We start from the raw sequence: 16,249 nt of genomic DNA, 5'->3' as shown, positions 1-16,249 counted from the left end.
GTCATTAACATTATTAAGCAAACAAATTTATGAAAATTTTTTTTAATGGAAATCATATTATTGCTCATTGTGGTAATATTCCAAGAATCATGAAACTGTTGGCATTCTCACTTTTTCTTTGCACTTTTTCAACAGCCGCGGAGAATATATATCTTCATCTGACCACTGGTGAAACAGAACTTTTTCTTAAGAAAGTCGAAGAGAGAATCGTAAATCCTTCCCCGAGAAAAACAATCACAGGGGTCGTACGGGATGTAAAGAACGAACCCATTATTGGAGCCAATGTCATTGAAAAAGAATCGGCTGGGAACGGAACCGCGACCGGTGTCGATGGTAGGTTCACCCTAGAGGTGGAAGAAAACGCGGTTATCCGTGTCTCTTTTATCGGATATGTAGATCAGGAAATAAACACGACCGGGAGAAATCAATTCGACATAACCCTTCTCGAAGATGCCGAATCGTTGGACGAAGTGGTGGTGGTTGCCTACGGTACACAGAAAAAAGCGACCTTGACCGGTGCCGTGGCAGCCATCAACACCAAAGAAATCAAACAGAGCCCGGCTGCAAATTTGGCGGTAACCCTGACCGGTCGTCTGCCAGGGTTGATTGCCATTCAGCGCAGTGGCGAACCCGGACGCGATGCCGCTTATTTGTATATGAGAGGAAGGGGTACTATGAACGGACAAGATCCGCTGATTTTGGTCGACGGCATCGAACGTGATCTAACTTCCATCGACCCGAATGAGGTGGAAACAATTTCGATTCTGAAAGACGCCTCATCCACCGCTCTTTTCGGAGTCCGCGGAGCCAACGGGGTTATCCTGGTAACGACCAAAAGAGGCACAAGCGAGATTCCCGACATCAGTCTGAATGCGGAAACAGGATGGCAGACATTCACCCGGTGGCCCACTTCATTGGACGCGTATGACTGGGCGACGCTCAAAAACCAAGCCTGGCATAACGACAATCCCAATCCCGGCATCAACGACAAACCGCCCTATTCCGAGTATGCCTTGGAAAGATACCGGCTAAACGACTGGCCCGAAGTATACGGCAATCATAACTGGATCAAGGAACTCATGAACGAATGGGTACCGCAAACGCGCTACAACCTCACATTAAACGGGAAAGGCTCCAATGTAGGATACTTCGTCAACGTGGGGTATCTGCATCAGGGTGGTCAGTGGAAAATCGATCCGGAGCCCAAGACGTACGATCCGCAGAATTATATGGACAGGTATAACTTCCGGGCAAATATTGATGTGGCTTTGAACAGAAAAAAGACACTCAAGGCGTTGTTGAACGCCGCCGGTTATTTCGAGTCGGTAAATGGCCCGAGAATCGGTTCGTCGGAAATTATCGGGCGTATTTTGACCCGATGGCCTTCCATTCAACCGGGTCCATTGACTCCGGATGGAGAAGTTCTTATCGGAAGTGGAGCCTACCAGGAATCGCCCTGGGCTCAGATCAACCGATCCGGATACTTGAAAGAATCGAGAAGCAGCGTCAACGCTTCGTTCGGAATGGAGTATGACTTGAGTGAATTTGTTCAAGGTCTCTCTACCAAATTAATCGCCTCTTTCGATACAAAATCCATCAACTATTTGACAGGCTCCAGGAGCTACCAATATTGGGAACAGGTGATTGATCCGAACCAACAAGGTCCGGATGGACGCGACTATATCACATACCAGAGAATACGTTCCGATTTCGACAACACCCCGCTTTCCGTGTCCAAAAGTGCCACATTCCAGTCATTCTACGATATACAGTATCAAATAAACTACAACCGCGTTTTCGAAGAGAAACATGCTGTTACCGGCTTATTTCTCTATCAGCAGCAGTCACTGATCAAAGCGAGTGAAACACTCCCGTTCAATGTACAGGGATTAGCGACACGACTGTCGTATGCCTACGACAACCGCTATATTCTGGAATTCAACGCCGGATATAACGGGTCCGAACAATTCGCTCCAAAAAACAGGTATGGATTTTTCCCTTCGGCATCCGCCGCGTGGAACATTTCGGAAGAATCGTTCTTCAACCCAATAAAAAAGACCATGGACAAGTTGAAGCTAAGGGCGTCTTATGGCCTTGTCGGTAACGATAAAATGGGAAGCACCCGTTTCCTGTACCTTGACAATGTGACAAGAACGGGAGGCGGATATTCCACATTGATATCAAACAACCACACCATCCAGGAAACCTTCTTCGGAAACCCGAACTTGAAATGGGAAACTGCGAAAAAATTAAACCTGGGATTGGAAGTGGGATTACTCAAATCGCTAAATGTGACGATTGACCTGTTCAATGAGAAAAGAAACAACATATTGATCAACAAGCAATCGACACCACAGCTGATTGGCGTTGCCAGTTCTACGATCGCCCCATTTAATCTGGGTCGGGTCAGAAACAGAGGATATGAAATTGAAGCCACTTATACCAAATCACTGACAAAAGACTTGTTTGTCGTGGCGAAAGGAAATATCAACTATAACGACAACAAGGTCCTCTACATGGATGAGTTGGAATTGGACGAGACCTATGCATACCGATACCGTCAGACAGGCTATTCCATCGGACAACAATGGGGGCTGAAAGCCATCGGATTCTTCAAGGACCAAGAGGAGATTGACGCATACGCCACATACGACGGTGTCAAACCCCGTCCCGGCGATTTGAAATTCGAGGATCTGAACAGCGACGGCATCATCAACGACAAAGACCTGATGCCGGTTGGCTATTCAGATGTGCCGAAATATACATGGGGATTAGCCCTTAGCATCACGTATAAAAATTTCGACATTTCGGGATTATTGCAGGGAGCTTTTCAAGTGAGCGGAAGCCTCGGGGGGAACGGCCCTTGGGAATGGTATGATTTCAGGAATTATCACATGAAAGCCTGGACTCCCGAGAGGGCTGAATCGGGCGAGGAAATCTTATTCCCCGCTTTATCCTTAGCCCAGTCGGCCAGTGAGCTGCGAGGCAGCACTTTCTTCAACCAGGACCGCTCGTTCGTACGGTTGAAAAACTTGGAAATAGGATATAACCTGCCGAAGAAATGGAGCGCCCTCATCCATGCGAAAAATGTACGGTTCTATACAAACGGATACAATTTAATCACCTGGGACAAACTCAAATTCAAGGACTGGGACCCGGAAATCACATCGAATACGGCTTATCCCGTATTGAAAGTCATCAATTTCGGAGCCAATATCACGTTTTAATCACCATCTTACAAACATAACATCATGAAGAAATCAATCATAAAATCCATTCTGGTTGTTCTGACATTGACCACGTATTGCGGGTGTTCCGATGTGTTGGACATCACGCCCGACGGACGAATGACGCTCGACGACGTTTTCAGCAACAACGACTATACGGAATCATACCTCAATTCGGTCTATGAATATGTTCGGAAATACGGACACGGCTACCACTATTACACCTTTCTTTCTTCCTATACCGACGACGCGACCGACAGTCAAGCCCCACAAGATACCTGGTTACAACTCCATCAATGGAATCAAGGTAACTATAGCGCCAGCAATCTGCCATTTATGGAAGGAAACCAGACTTTGAGATACAACGACCGGGATTTCTGGGGTACTGCCTATGCGGGAATCCGTAAGGCGAATGTCTTTTTGGAAAGGGTCAACGAGGAGAACATTCCCGTTGCCACAAGACGCGGACAATACCTTGCAGAAGCAAAAGTACTGCGGGCACATTACTATTTTGATCTGATCAAGAATTACGGAGGCGTTCCGCTGATTGACAGAGATATCACCATTGAAACAGATTTTACGCACCTGACACGGGCGTCGTTCGACGAAATTGTTCAATTCATCGTCAAGGATTGCAATGACGCAATCAATGAACCGAATCTTCCGTTCCGTACAACCACAAGCCCCGAACAAGGACGGATGACGAAAGCGGTCGCCCATTTTATCAAGGCTTCCGCCCTGCTTTTCAACGCAAGTCCGCTATGGAACCCCACCAACGACAAAGCCAAATGGCAGGCTGCGGCGACAGCCGCAAGAGAAGCTGTAATAGCGCTTGAGGCAAACGGATATATGCTTTATCCGCGATACGAGGAATACTTCATCACGCGTCCCGACAAGTCGGAAAATCCAAACGATAAAGAGACCATTCTCGAAGCCATCGACTCCTGGGGATACGGAAGTCAAACCTACAGACGGTTCGGCGTCATCACTTACCTGATGCACATGATTCCCTCCTTCCCATCCGAAAAATCCGGAATCTGCCCCTCCCAAGAACTGATCGACAGCTATGAAATGAAAGACGGATCCATTCCGATTATGGGATATAACGACGCAGACCATCTCCAACCCATTATCAATACGGCTTCCGGATACGACGACCAGAATCCCTATATAGACCGAGACCCGCGTTTCTATGCATCCATCTGGTACAACGGAGCTTATTTTGGGAAAAAAGACGGAGAAGACATTTATATCGAATCTTTCGTCGGTGGCATACACGGCATCTCCGGCATCAAGCAACGCTCCCCCACCGGATATTATACCCGCAAATATATTGATCCCTCGCAACGGTCGGCCGGCGCAAGCACAACATTATGGAGAATATACCGCATGGGCGAACTATACCTGACATTGGCCGAGGCGGAAAATGAAGCGAACGGACCTACGGATGTCGCCTACAATGCTGCCAATAAAGTCAGGACAAGAGCTGGAATGCCCGACCTGCCCACAGGCCTGTCAAAAGACGAATTCCGAGAGCGCATCAGGCGGGAAAGAAGAGTGGAGATGGCTTTCGAAGAAAACCGTTTCTACGATATACGCCGTTGGAAAATCATGCCGGAAAATTCAAGGTTAAAAACAGGCATGAGATGGGTGAAGAATGACGACGATTCATTGGCAAATACAAGGATCGTATCCGTCAGGTGTGAACCGACTGCTGACGAAAAATACTATTTACTACCCATTGCGTTGAGTGAAACCATCCGGATGCCGTTGGTCACCCAAAATCCCGGATGGTAATATTTTCAATGACTGTACTTGAGCTATATTGCTTCTGGGACGGTCCTCAATAACAATTAAAATGAAAACAACCAATTTTCGTATCGTTCTGGCAATGGCATTCCTTTTTTTCTCCTGTGGGGAAAAAAGGGAAGTGCCCGAACCGGAAACCGCCAATCCGCCAACAACCCTCGTGTCTCCCGCACAGGTCAGGGGATTTATGGTAAGCGACGCCAAAGATTTCGACAGAAATGCCCTGAACGCCGCTGCCGAATGGGGTGCCAATATTATCAGAATCCCCATCCATCCTGATAAATTCGCCCAAATCAACCAAAGAGGGATTTGGGATGCTTTGCCGGCCTACCTGGACATCTTGGCGGAACGGATTCAATGGGCTCGCGAGAAGAACATGAAAGTCATCATAGACCTACATGGGGTACCTGTGGAAAATCCAGGTGATATATCCCAGCCCACATTTTGGAACAATCCCGAAGTCAAACCGGGTTTTATCCGGATATGGAAAGAAATAGCCACAAAATTCAAAGGCAGCTCATACGACGACATCATCTGGGGATACGACCTCTACAACGAACCGGTAGAGAAAGTACCCAACACCGCCCATATCCCTTTCAAGTGGCGAGAGATGGTCCCGGAGATTATCTCCGCCATCCGCGAAATGGACTCCGATGTGTGGATTATTTATGAACCCGGCCCATGGGGAGAGGTTTTAGGATATAAAGATTTGACACCGTTGGAGGATGAACGTGTGATATACAGCATTCACTACTATAAACCTCAAGACTCCTTCACCCATCAGGGAGTATATTTTCCAAGCGATGTAACCACAAGAGAGCAAGCACAGCAATATATCGGGAAAACTTATCCAGGTGTACATGAAAACACCACATGGAACAAGGAGAAGATGGAGGAATCGATGGCTCCGGTCGTGGCTTTTCAGAAAAAACATAACGTCCCCATATTGGTGGGGGAATTCAGCGTTGTCAGATGGGCTCCGGTAGAATCGTCAAAACAATGGCTAACCGACGTCATCGACATCTTCGAAAAAAACAATTGGTCGTGGTGCTACCACGCTTTCAGGGAATGGCACGGATGGGACTTGGAATATAAGGAAGGAACCGGGGAATTCTGGTTCAGAGGAGATCCATATCCCGAACGTTCCCAAACAGAGACGGAACGGGCTAAAATCATCAGAAAAGCATTCCAAAAAAACAAAGCACAATGAAAACATCCCATTTCATATCCGGAATCGTGTCAGCCTTTTCATCATCACCATTCAGGCAGGATGTAAATTGGACGAGGCTTTAATCCGTTCCAACCAGGCTTTCACTATTCCGGTGTTGCCGGATGCGCAAGATGCCGTCACGCGGAAAAACGACAGCTTCTTTCACCCCCGTTATTGGACAAAAAGGAGAACTCCCGTCCTCATTTTTCCAATACTGATTGTACGATAAAAAACATATAATATTAATAACCAATTACATGTAAAAATATCACACTATTGTTGATAACTTTTTCGGAAAACTTAATTGGTTTTTTGAAAAAGTAAATTTATCTTTGTGACAACATTTGGTTTTTATTCATAGTCGTCTTTATGGATAAAATAAAAGGGAATGCCGTGAAAGTCGGCAACAGTTCCCGCTGCTGTAAGCTCTTTTTTACGTGCCGGACAAACATCTCCATAGCCACTGTTCCGATAGGCCGGAACGGGAAGGCGTTCAGACACGGGAGTAAGTCAGAAGACCTGCCAAGTGCGTTTCATATACTCTTTTTGATGTCTTTCGGGTAAAAAGACGATCAAAAATATTGATATCACCTATCCGTATTTTTTAGACTGACAGGCTTGTAGAACTTAAGGCTATAAGAGTGTTGGGCTTACAGATCGTCCGTTTTTCCAAAAGCCATGTGGTACATCAGCCTAACCCTCTAAATGTCTAAAATATGGGTAACCAAGCTATTCAAATCCTGAAACGGGACGGAAAACGGGTCCCCTTCTCCATTAAAAAGATAGAAAATGCCGTGGCCAAAGCGTTTCTCTCGGTAGGTGCGTTCGCAACCCAAGATGATTTCGTCGCGATCCTCTCCCGCCTCCACATTTCCGACGGCATGACCGTGGAAGAGATTCAGAACCAGGTGGAAACGGCGCTGATGGCGGAAAAATATTTTGCCGTCGCGAAAGCATACATGCTCTACCGGCAAAAGCATGCCGAGACGCGTGAGATCCGCGACAACTTGAACTTCCTGATGAACTATTGTGATGCGCAAAATGCCGCCACGGGAAGCAAGTTTGACGCCAATGCGAATGTGGAGAAGAAAAACATCGCCACACTTATCGGCGAGTTGCCCAAAAAGAGTTTCATCGACCTCAACCGCAAGATGATCACCGACCGGCTGAAGGAGATGTACGGCAAAGAGCTCGCCGACAAATACATCGGCATGCTGAACGAGCATTTCATCTATAAAAACGATGAGACCAGCCTGGCCAACTATTGCGCCAGCATCACCATGTACCCCTGGCTGCTGAACGGCACCCTTGCCATCGGCGGCAACTCCATGCCCCCGACCAACCTGAAATCGTTCTGCGGCGGGTTCATCAATATGGTGTTCATCGTGTCGAGCATGCTCAGCGGCGCCTGCGCCACGCCCGAATTCCTGATGTACCTCGACTATTTCATCCGCAAGGAGTACGGCGATGACTATTTCGGGCGTTCCGGGGACGTGGTGGATCTGTCGAGGAGGCAACGAACCATAGACAAAATGATCACCGACTGTTTCGAGCAGATCGTCTACTCCATCAACCAACCTACCGGCGCGCGCAATTTCCAGGCAGTGTTCTGGAACATTTCCTACTACGACAGGTACTACTTCGAAAGCCTGTTCGGCGAATTCCGCTTCCCCGACGGCTCACGACCCGTGTGGGAGTCGCTCAGCTGGCTGCAAAAGCGTTTCATGAAATGGTTCAACAGGGAACGCGCCAAAACCGTGCTCACCTTTCCCGTGGAAACCATGGCGCTGCTCACCAAAGACGGCGACACCTCCGACGCCGAATATGGCGATTTCACCGCCGAAATGTACGCCGAAGGCCACTCGTTCTTCACCTACATGAGCGACAATGCCGACTCGCTGTCGAGTTGCTGCCGCCTGCGCAACGAGATCCAGGACAACGGTTTCAGCTACACATTGGGCGCCGGCGGAGTCTCCACCGGATCGAAAAGCGTGCTCACCATCAACCTGAACCGCTGCGTCCAGTTCGCGAAACGTACCGGACAATCCTACACGGCATTCCTCGAAGAGGTGGTCGATTTGGCCCACAAGGTACAGACCGCCTATAACGAGAACCTGAAGATGTTCCAACAGAAGGGGATGCTGCCCCTGTTCGACGCGGGATTCATCAACATCGGCCGGCAGTACCTGACCATCGGCGTGAACGGGTTGGTGGAAGCGGCCGAATCGCTCGGCATCGCGATCAACCACAATCCCCGCTATGTGGCGTTCGTACAGGAAATATTGGGGATTATCGAACGCTACAACAAAAAATACCGGTCGAAAGAACTGATGTTCAACTGCGAGATGATCCCCGCCGAAAACGTGGGCGTGAAACATGCCAAATGGGACAGGGAAGACGGCTACTTTGTGCCGCGCGACTGCTACAACAGCTATTTCTACCGCGTGGAAGACCCCTCGCTGAACGTGATCGACAAGTTCCGACTGCATGGACGCGACTATATCGAGCACCTCACGGGCGGATCCGCGCTCCATATGAACCTGGAGGAACACCTCTCGAAAGCGCAATACCGCCAGCTGCTGCGTGTGGCGGCCCGCGAAGGATGCAACTACTTCACCTTCAACATTCCCAATACCGTGTGCAACGATTGCGGCGTCATCGACAAGCGCTTTCTGAAGGAATGTCCCCGATGCGGGTCCCGGAATGTGGACTACCTCACACGCATCATCGGCTATATGAAACGGGTAAGTAACTTCTCCCTCCCCCGTCAGGCAGAAGCAGCCAGACGGTTTTACGGGAAGATGGAGCCGGAAAAGGAGACGGTGGCATATTAAACAAACGTGATGTGTTAAAATGCGATATATTAAAAGAAACGGATCAGGATAAGGTTCGCCGCAAATAAGCTGCTTGTATGTTGAAATATGTCGATTATGATATTGTCTTTCAGGAAATTCCCGATGAAGTAACCTTGGCGGTCAACCTGTCGAATTGCCCCTACCGTTGCAGGGGATGCCACAGTCCACACCTGCAACAGGATATAGGGAAAGAGTTGAGTGAATCCGCGCTTGCCGGACTGCTGCAGTCATATGAAAGGGCGGTTACCTGTATTTGTTTTATGGGAGGCGATGCCGATACCGGTGAATTGTACCGGTTGGCCGATTTCGTCCGGAAAAGCCAGGGAGGAAGGATCAAAACGGCGTGGTATTCGGGAAACGACAAGCTTCCGGAGAATTCGAGGGATCATTTTGATTTCGTAAAGAGCGGCCCTTATGTCGAAACGCTCGGGGGATTGAACAAGAGCACTACCAACCAGCGGCTGTACCGGATCGAGGATGGCAAGATGATAGATATCACTCACCGGATGCATTCCGCCGCTCATGGTGCGGCACAATAGCGCCTGCATGGAACAAGCATGCGGGTACTTTCTCTACTTTTTATTTATTTATTATTTTGACAGGAAAGGCATTCCAAGTGATTGGCGTGCCTTTCTCCTTCCTGCTTTCCCACCCCGTTAATCCAGTTTCAGCACCGCCAGGAACGCTTTCTGCGGAACCTCCACGTTGCCGACCTGTTTCATCCGTTTCTTCCCTTCTTTCTGCTTTTCGAGCAGCTTGCGTTTACGGGAAATATCACCGCCATAACATTTTGCGGTCACATCCTTCCGGACGGCTTTCACTGTCTCGCGGGCGACGATCTTCGCCCCGATGGCGGCCTGAATAGCGATATCGAACTGCTGGCGCGGGATCAACTCTTTCAGTTTCTCGCACATGCGCCGGCCAAAGCTCTGCGCATTGTCGAAATGGGTAAGCGTGGAGAGCGCGTCCACCTGTTCGCCGTTTAGCAGAATATCCAGTTTCACCAGCTTCGACGGGCGGTAATCATGAAGATGATAATCGAATGAGGCATATCCTTTCGATATACTTTTCAGCTTGTCGTAGAAGTCGATCACGATCTCGCCCAGCGGCAAGTCGTAGATGATCTCCACCCTGTCGCCCGAGACATACTCCTGTTTGATCAGCACACCCCGCTTGCCCAGGCAGAGGGTCATGATAGGGCCGATATAGGCGGTGTTGGTGATGACCGAAGCGCGGATAAAAGGCTCCTCGATGCTTTCGATAAGCGTGACATCAGGCAGACCGCCGGGATTGTGCACCTCTTTCATATTCCCCTTCTTGTCGTATACCTTATAGGAAACGTTGGGTACCGTGGTAATCACATCCATATTGAATTCCCGTTCCAAGCGCTCCTGCACGATTTCCATATGGAGCAATCCGAGAAAGCCGCACCTGAAGCCGAAGCCTAACGCCACGGACGATTCGGGCTGGAAAGTGAGCGACGCGTCGTTGAGTTGCAGCTTTTCGAGGGATGAGCGAAGGTTCTCGAAATCCTCGCTATCGATGGGATAGACGCCGGCAAAAACCATGGGCTTCACCTCTTCAAATCCTTCGATCGCCTTGGTGGAGGGACGTTTCACATGGGTGATGGTATCCCCCACCTTCACCTCTTTCGAGGTCTTGATGCCGGAGATGATATAACCCACATCGCCACAGCCTACCTCTTCTTTCGCCACCATATTCAAGCGCAGGATACCCACCTCGTCGGCATCATACTCCTTGCCCGTATTGATGAATTTCACCATATCGCCTTTCCTCAGGCTGCCGTTCACAATCTTATAGTAAGCAATGATGCCACGGAAGGGGTTAAACACCGAGTCGAAGATCAGTGCCTGCAGCGGCGCATCCGGATCCCCTTGGGGAGCGGGCACCCGCTCAATGATGGCGTGGAGTATCTCTTCGATGCCGATGCCTGTCTTTCCGCTGGCGCGGATGATATCTGTACGGGGAACACCCAGCAGTTGCACGATCTGGTCTTCCACCTCATCAGGCATGGCGCTGTCCAGGTCGATCTTGTTAAGGATAGGGATGATCTCCAGGTCATGCTCGATAGCCATATAGACGTTTGAGATGGTCTGTGCCTGGATACCCTGGGCAGCATCGACCACCAGCAGGGCGCCTTCGCAGGCGGCAATGGAACGCGACACCTCGTAGGAGAAGTCCACGTGCCCCGGCGTGTCGATCAGGTTGAAGGTATATTTCTCACCCTGATATTCATAATCCATCTGTATCGCGTGGCTTTTGATCGTGATGCCCCGTTCCCTCTCCAGATCCATATTGTCGAGCACCTGCGCCTGCAGGTCCTTTCCTTCCACGGTCTTGGTGAACTCCAGCAGACGGTCGGCCAGCGTGCTCTTGCCGTGGTCTATGTGTGCAATGATACAAAAATTGCGTATATTCTTCATTTAGCTTTTTTTCTTGTTCTAATTCTCCCGTTTCCCGGGATCACCTTTTCCCATTCTCCCTCCTCTTCCGCTCTCCCAGTCACTGGGTCATAAAAGTCCTTCCCCGCGATTCCCACTTCACTTCTTAAAGCCTTTCCCGCTGTCCTGTCTGTCTCACCTTCCCTCTTTGTCAAAAGTCAGCATTATTAGGAGTTCTCGGGAAAGGGATCACGTCACGGATATTAGCCATGCCGGTAATGAACAGCATCAGCCGTTCAAAGCCCAGGCCGAAACCTGAATGGGGTGCGGTGCCGAACTTACGGGTTTCGAGGTACCACCAGATCGGTTCGGTATGCATCCCGGTCTCCTCCACCCTGTTCATCAGCTTGTCGTAATCCGCTTCACGCTCCGATCCGCCGATGATCTCGCCGATCTTGGGGAAAAGCACGTCCATCGCACGGACGGTCTTGCCATCGTCGTTCTGCTTCATATAGAACGACTTGATCTCCCTCGGATAGTCGGTCAGGATTACCGGACGTTTGAAATGTTTTTCCACCAGGTAGCGTTCGTGTTCCGATTGCAGGTCGGCTCCCCAATACACGGGAAACTCGAATGTGTGTCCCGATTCTTCAAGGATCTTTACTCCCTCAGTATAGGTCAGACGCACAAAATCATTCTCTACCACAAAATTCAGGCGGTCTGTCAGCCCTTCGTCATACATCTTGGCCAGGAACTCGATATCCTCCCTGCAATGCTCTAAAGCGTAACCAATGAGATATTTCAGGAAATCTTCCGCCAGATCCATATTGTCGTTGATATCGTAAAATGCCATCTCAGGCTCTATCATCCAGAACTCCGCCAAGTGACGGGGCGTGTTGGAATTTTCCGCACGGAATGTGGGTCCGAAAGTATAGATGGCACCCAACGCCATGGCACCGAGTTCACCTTCCAACTGCCCGGAAACGGTCAGATTGGTCTGACGTCCGAAAAAATCTTTAGTGAAATCGACCTTACCCTCTTTAGTGCGCGGCGGGTTCTCTATGTCCAGAGTGGATACTTCGAACATGGAGCCGGCACCTTCCGCGTCGGACGCGGTGATGATAGGCGTATGAAAATAATAAAATCCTCTGTCGTTGAAATATTTGTGAATAGCATACGACATATGATGCCGCATCCTGAAGATAGCACCGAAAGTGTTGGTGCGCGGACGCAGATGGGCTATTTCGCGAAGGAACTCGAGTGAATGCCCTTTTTTCTGTAACGGATAGGTGACAGGATCAGCAGATCCGTACACCTCGATCTGCGTTGCCCGTATCTCTACCGACTGGCCTTTGCCCTGCGACTCCACCAGTTCGCCGTTCACGCTGATGCAGGCTCCCGTGGTGACAGGACGAAGCAACTCTTCGCCAAAATCAGCCATGTCGATGACAATCTGTATGTTATTGATAGTCGATCCGTCGTTCAAAGCGACAAATCCGACATTTTTGTTCCCTCTGCGGGTACGCACCCATCCTTTTACATTGACTTCCTCACCGAAATTTGTAAGTCGTAAGGCATCCGAAATTTTTGTTCGTTTTAGTTGTTTCATACACTATATACTTCAATATCGCAAGCAACTCACATTAATCACCCACTCTTGCGTGAGTGATTATGCTCCTCTTCGATTAAATTACCCTATAAAATATCGAGTCTGTTCCTGCACGAAAGCGCACAGGAACAGGATTATCATTCAATTACATTAGTCGTTTTGAGACGAGATGACTCTCTATGGAAGTGTTGTTCATTAATCGAACGCACCCATCCGGAGCATGTTGACCTCTTGTTCTGTGAGGTAACGCCATTTTCCGCGTGAAAGTTTTTTCTTGGTCAGTCCCGCGAAATAAACCCTGTCGAGTTTCATCACCCTGTAGCCCAGTTTCTCGAAGATACGGCGGATGATACGGTTCCTGCCCGAGTGGATCTCAATACCCACCTGGGTAAGGTCTTCTTCCGTCACGTAACTGATCGCGTCAGCATGGATCTCGCCGTCTTCCAGTTCAATACCGTCGGCGATCATCTGCATATGCTCCATTGCCACCGGCTTATCGAGCCATACCTGATAGATTTTCCGTTTTTCGTATTTCGGATGTGTTAATTTCGATGCCAGGTCACCGTCATTGGTCAACAGCAACACACCGGTGGTGGCCCTGTCCAGGCGTCCCACCGGATAGATCCTTTCGGAAGCGGCACTCTTTACCAGTTCCATCACCGTTTTGCGGTTCTCGGGATCATCGGTCGTGGTCACAAAACCTTTCGGTTTGTTAAGCAGCACGTATACCTTGCTTTCAAGCTGTACCGGCTGGTTGTGGAACATCACCTGGTCGGCGCGGGTGATCTTGGTACCCAATTCAGTCACCACCTCCCCATTCACTTTTACCACCCCTGCCTGGATGAACTCATCAGCCTCGCGGCGGGAGCATACGCCGGCATTCGACAGGTACTTGTTCAGGCGGATGGGGGCATTGGGATCCGCGTTTTCTTTGTACTTGATCTGCTTGAACGGTTTTTTCTTTTTCAGCTTTTTCACCGGCTTGGCAGGTCTCCCCGGCCCCGGCCTACCCGGCCCGTTTGAGGGTTGGTTGCCCCAGTTCCGGTTGTTGTGACCGCTGCCACCGCTCACCCGCTGAGGCGACTGCGGACGTTCACCTACCCGGGGACGCCGTTTTCTGATGCCGCCCTCGCTATTCCCTCCGTAGCCCTCCTGACGGGAATCCCTGTAGTTCGGGTTATAGGATGGTCTTTCCTGATGGTACGATCTATCCTGGTTGTAGGAAGACCTCTCCGGATTGTACGACTGTCTGTCCTGGTTGTACGACTGTCTCTCCTGATTGTAGGACGGCCTGTCCGAATAATAACCATCATGCTGTGTCCTCCGCTCATTGCCGTAATTCCTGTTCGAAGCGTGTCTCTCATTGTTCGCGCTGTGATAACTCCGCCTTGGGCGCGATTCGTCATTGTTTGTTGTCATTGTTGCATTTACTTTTTGATTACTTAATGAAACCTCACGGTTTTTTCTTTTTTAAATCACATTTTTTCAAATCTCTACCGCCCGGCTAACACGACCGGCACGGATTTATTCAATATTATTTACTGTTCAATTAATGTTAGATTCTTTTCGATGTTCGTTCCTCTTTATTGTTGTGCTGTATCAAATACTTCTTATCTGTGTAAGCCGAATCGACTCCCCTTTGAGGATTTTGTGTTTGGCCAAATCAAATAAACTGTCCCAACTCTCATTCAAGGCAATGGTTTCGCTATGGCAGGAGCTAAGCCTGCTTGTCCTTTGCTTGGTTTACTTCACTAAAATATTTTCTTAGAATCCTGTGTAATTTTGGGGTGTGATCTCTTTCAATTCTTTTTTCACCTGTTCATTTACATCCAAATTGTCGATAAAATCCGAAATACTCTCCCGGGTGATACGCGCATTGGTTCGTGTCAACGCTTTCAGTGCCTCATAGGGTTTCGGATATCCTTCGCGTCTCAAAATGGTCTGGATTCCTTCGGCAACCACTGCCCAGTTGTTTTCCAGATCCCTCTCTATTGCCTCTCTGTTTAATAACAATTTATGCAATCCTTTTGTTGCGCTTTTTAACGCGATTAATCCATGGGCCATAGGTACGCCGATATTCCTGATTACCGTGGAGTCGGTGAGGTCGCGCTGCAACCGCGAGACGGGCAGTTTTGCCGCGAGGTGTTCCAATAATGCGTTGGCAATACCCAGGTTCCCTTCGGCATTCTCGAAGTCGATCGGGTTCACCTTGTGGGGCATGGCCGACGAGCCGACTTCCCCCTCTTTGATCTTCTGCTTGAAATACTCCATCGATATATATTGCCATATATCTCTTGTAAAGTCGATCAGTATGGTATGGATGCGTTTCATCGCGTCGAATGATGCGGCAAAAGCGTCGTAATTGGATATCTGCGTGGTGTACTCTTCGCGGCGCAGACCCAGTTTCTCCTGCAGGAAACGGTTCCCGAACCGTATCCAGTCGATCTGGGGATAAGCCACCCGGTGCGCGTTGAAGTTACCGATTGCCCCCCCGAATTTGGCTTTGGCCGGGATTCTTTTCAGCACTTCAATCTGACCGGCCAACCTATAACTAAAAACCTTCATCTCCTTCCCCAGGCGTGTGGGTGATGCCGGTTGCCCGTGCGTCCGCGCCAGCATGGAAATGTCTTTCCACTCATCGGCCAGCGCATCGATCCGTGAGACCAGCTCTTCCAGTTCGGGGATATAGACTCGGTGCAGCGCGTCCCGCCACATCATCGGCGTAGCGGTGTTATTGATATCCTGCGATGTCAATCCGAAATGAATGAATTCCTTATGATCTGACAGCTGAAGCGAATCGAATTTCTCTTTCAGGAAATATTCCACCGCTTTCACGTCATGGTTGGTGATTTTTTCGATCTCTTTGATTTGCCGGGCGTCCTCTTCACTGAAATTGCGGTACAAATCCCTTAATTGTCCGAAGATAGCCTCATCCTTCAACGGAAGGATTCCCTCTTCACAGAGAGAGATAAAGTAATCGATCTCCACCTGAACCCGGTAGCGGATGAGTGCGTACTCGGAAAAGAACGCGTCCAGATCTGCGGTCTTATCCCTGTATCGTCCGTCGACGGGTGAAATGGCTGTCAGTTGATCTAAATTCATTGTAACTTGTATTCGTATTTCCTAACGAAAACGTT

Annotated in this window: 10 protein-coding genes and 1 riboswitch; of the genes, 5 read left to right on the top strand and 5 right to left on the bottom strand. The window is 49.3% G+C overall.

All coding sequences use genetic code 11. The features are described from left to right. The first annotated feature begins 89 nt into the window (after positions 1 to 89). The 5 genes from D7D25_RS11295 (at position 90) to nrdG (ending at position 9,640) form a co-directional block, all read left to right on the top strand. Positions 90 to 3,227: a TonB-dependent receptor gene (locus tag D7D25_RS11295; RefSeq protein ID WP_122969064.1), complete on the top strand. Its 3,138-nt coding sequence runs from the start codon at positions 90 to 92 to the stop codon at positions 3,225 to 3,227. A 24-nt stretch (positions 3,228 to 3,251) separates the two neighbouring features. Further along, positions 3,252 to 5,024: a RagB/SusD family nutrient uptake outer membrane protein gene (locus tag D7D25_RS11290; RefSeq protein WP_122969063.1), complete on the top strand. Its 1,773-nt coding sequence runs from the start codon at positions 3,252 to 3,254 to the stop codon at positions 5,022 to 5,024. A 61-nt stretch (positions 5,025 to 5,085) separates the two neighbouring features. Continuing rightward, complete coding sequence (locus D7D25_RS11285; protein WP_122969062.1) at positions 5,086 to 6,246, top strand: glycoside hydrolase family 5 protein; 1,161 nt, start codon at positions 5,086 to 5,088, stop codon at positions 6,244 to 6,246. A gap of 328 nt (positions 6,247 to 6,574) precedes the next feature. Beyond that, a riboswitch (cobalamin riboswitch) is annotated at positions 6,575 to 6,788 on the top strand. Between the two features lie 174 nt (positions 6,789 to 6,962). Next, positions 6,963 to 9,080 carry an anaerobic ribonucleoside-triphosphate reductase gene (gene nrdD / locus D7D25_RS11280; RefSeq protein ID WP_122969061.1) on the top strand — a complete coding sequence of 706 codons (2,118 nt, stop codon included), beginning with the start codon at positions 6,963 to 6,965 and terminating at the stop codon, positions 9,078 to 9,080. A gap of 77 nt (positions 9,081 to 9,157) precedes the next feature. After that, on the top strand, positions 9,158 to 9,640 hold the full coding sequence (nrdG, locus tag D7D25_RS11275; RefSeq protein WP_122969060.1) for an anaerobic ribonucleoside-triphosphate reductase activating protein: 483 nt from the start codon (positions 9,158 to 9,160) through the stop codon (positions 9,638 to 9,640). Positions 9,641 to 9,757: 117 nt separating this feature from the next. Here nrdG and lepA read toward each other — a convergent pair whose 3' ends face one another. The 5 genes from lepA to purB form a co-directional block, all read right to left on the bottom strand. Further along, on the bottom strand, positions 9,758 to 11,545 hold the full coding sequence (lepA, locus tag D7D25_RS11270; RefSeq protein ID WP_122969059.1) for a translation elongation factor 4: 1,788 nt from the start codon (positions 11,543 to 11,545) through the stop codon (positions 9,758 to 9,760). After that, positions 11,542 to 11,718, bottom strand: coding sequence for a hypothetical protein (locus tag D7D25_RS18030; RefSeq protein ID WP_158602599.1), 177 nt, complete (start codon positions 11,716 to 11,718; stop codon positions 11,542 to 11,544). The genes lepA and D7D25_RS18030 overlap by 4 nt, the downstream gene beginning before the upstream one ends. Beyond that, positions 11,715 to 13,112, bottom strand: a complete 1,398-nt coding sequence (asnS, locus tag D7D25_RS11265) for an asparagine--tRNA ligase (protein ID WP_122969058.1) — start codon at positions 13,110 to 13,112, stop codon at positions 11,715 to 11,717. The genes D7D25_RS18030 and asnS overlap by 4 nt, the downstream gene beginning before the upstream one ends. A gap of 195 nt (positions 13,113 to 13,307) precedes the next feature. Then, positions 13,308 to 14,531: a pseudouridine synthase gene (locus D7D25_RS11260; RefSeq protein ID WP_122969057.1), complete on the bottom strand. Its 1,224-nt coding sequence runs from the start codon at positions 14,529 to 14,531 to the stop codon at positions 13,308 to 13,310. 345 nt (positions 14,532 to 14,876) lie between these two features. Beyond that, complete coding sequence (purB, locus tag D7D25_RS11255) at positions 14,877 to 16,214, bottom strand: adenylosuccinate lyase (protein WP_122969056.1); 1,338 nt, start codon at positions 16,212 to 16,214, stop codon at positions 14,877 to 14,879. Positions 16,215 to 16,249 lie beyond the last annotated feature (35 nt).

This window comes from Proteiniphilum sp. X52 (genome assembly GCF_003712195.1).
Taxonomy (GTDB): domain Bacteria; phylum Bacteroidota; class Bacteroidia; order Bacteroidales; family Dysgonomonadaceae; genus Proteiniphilum.
This window is presented reverse-complemented; position numbering and strand designations above follow the sequence as displayed.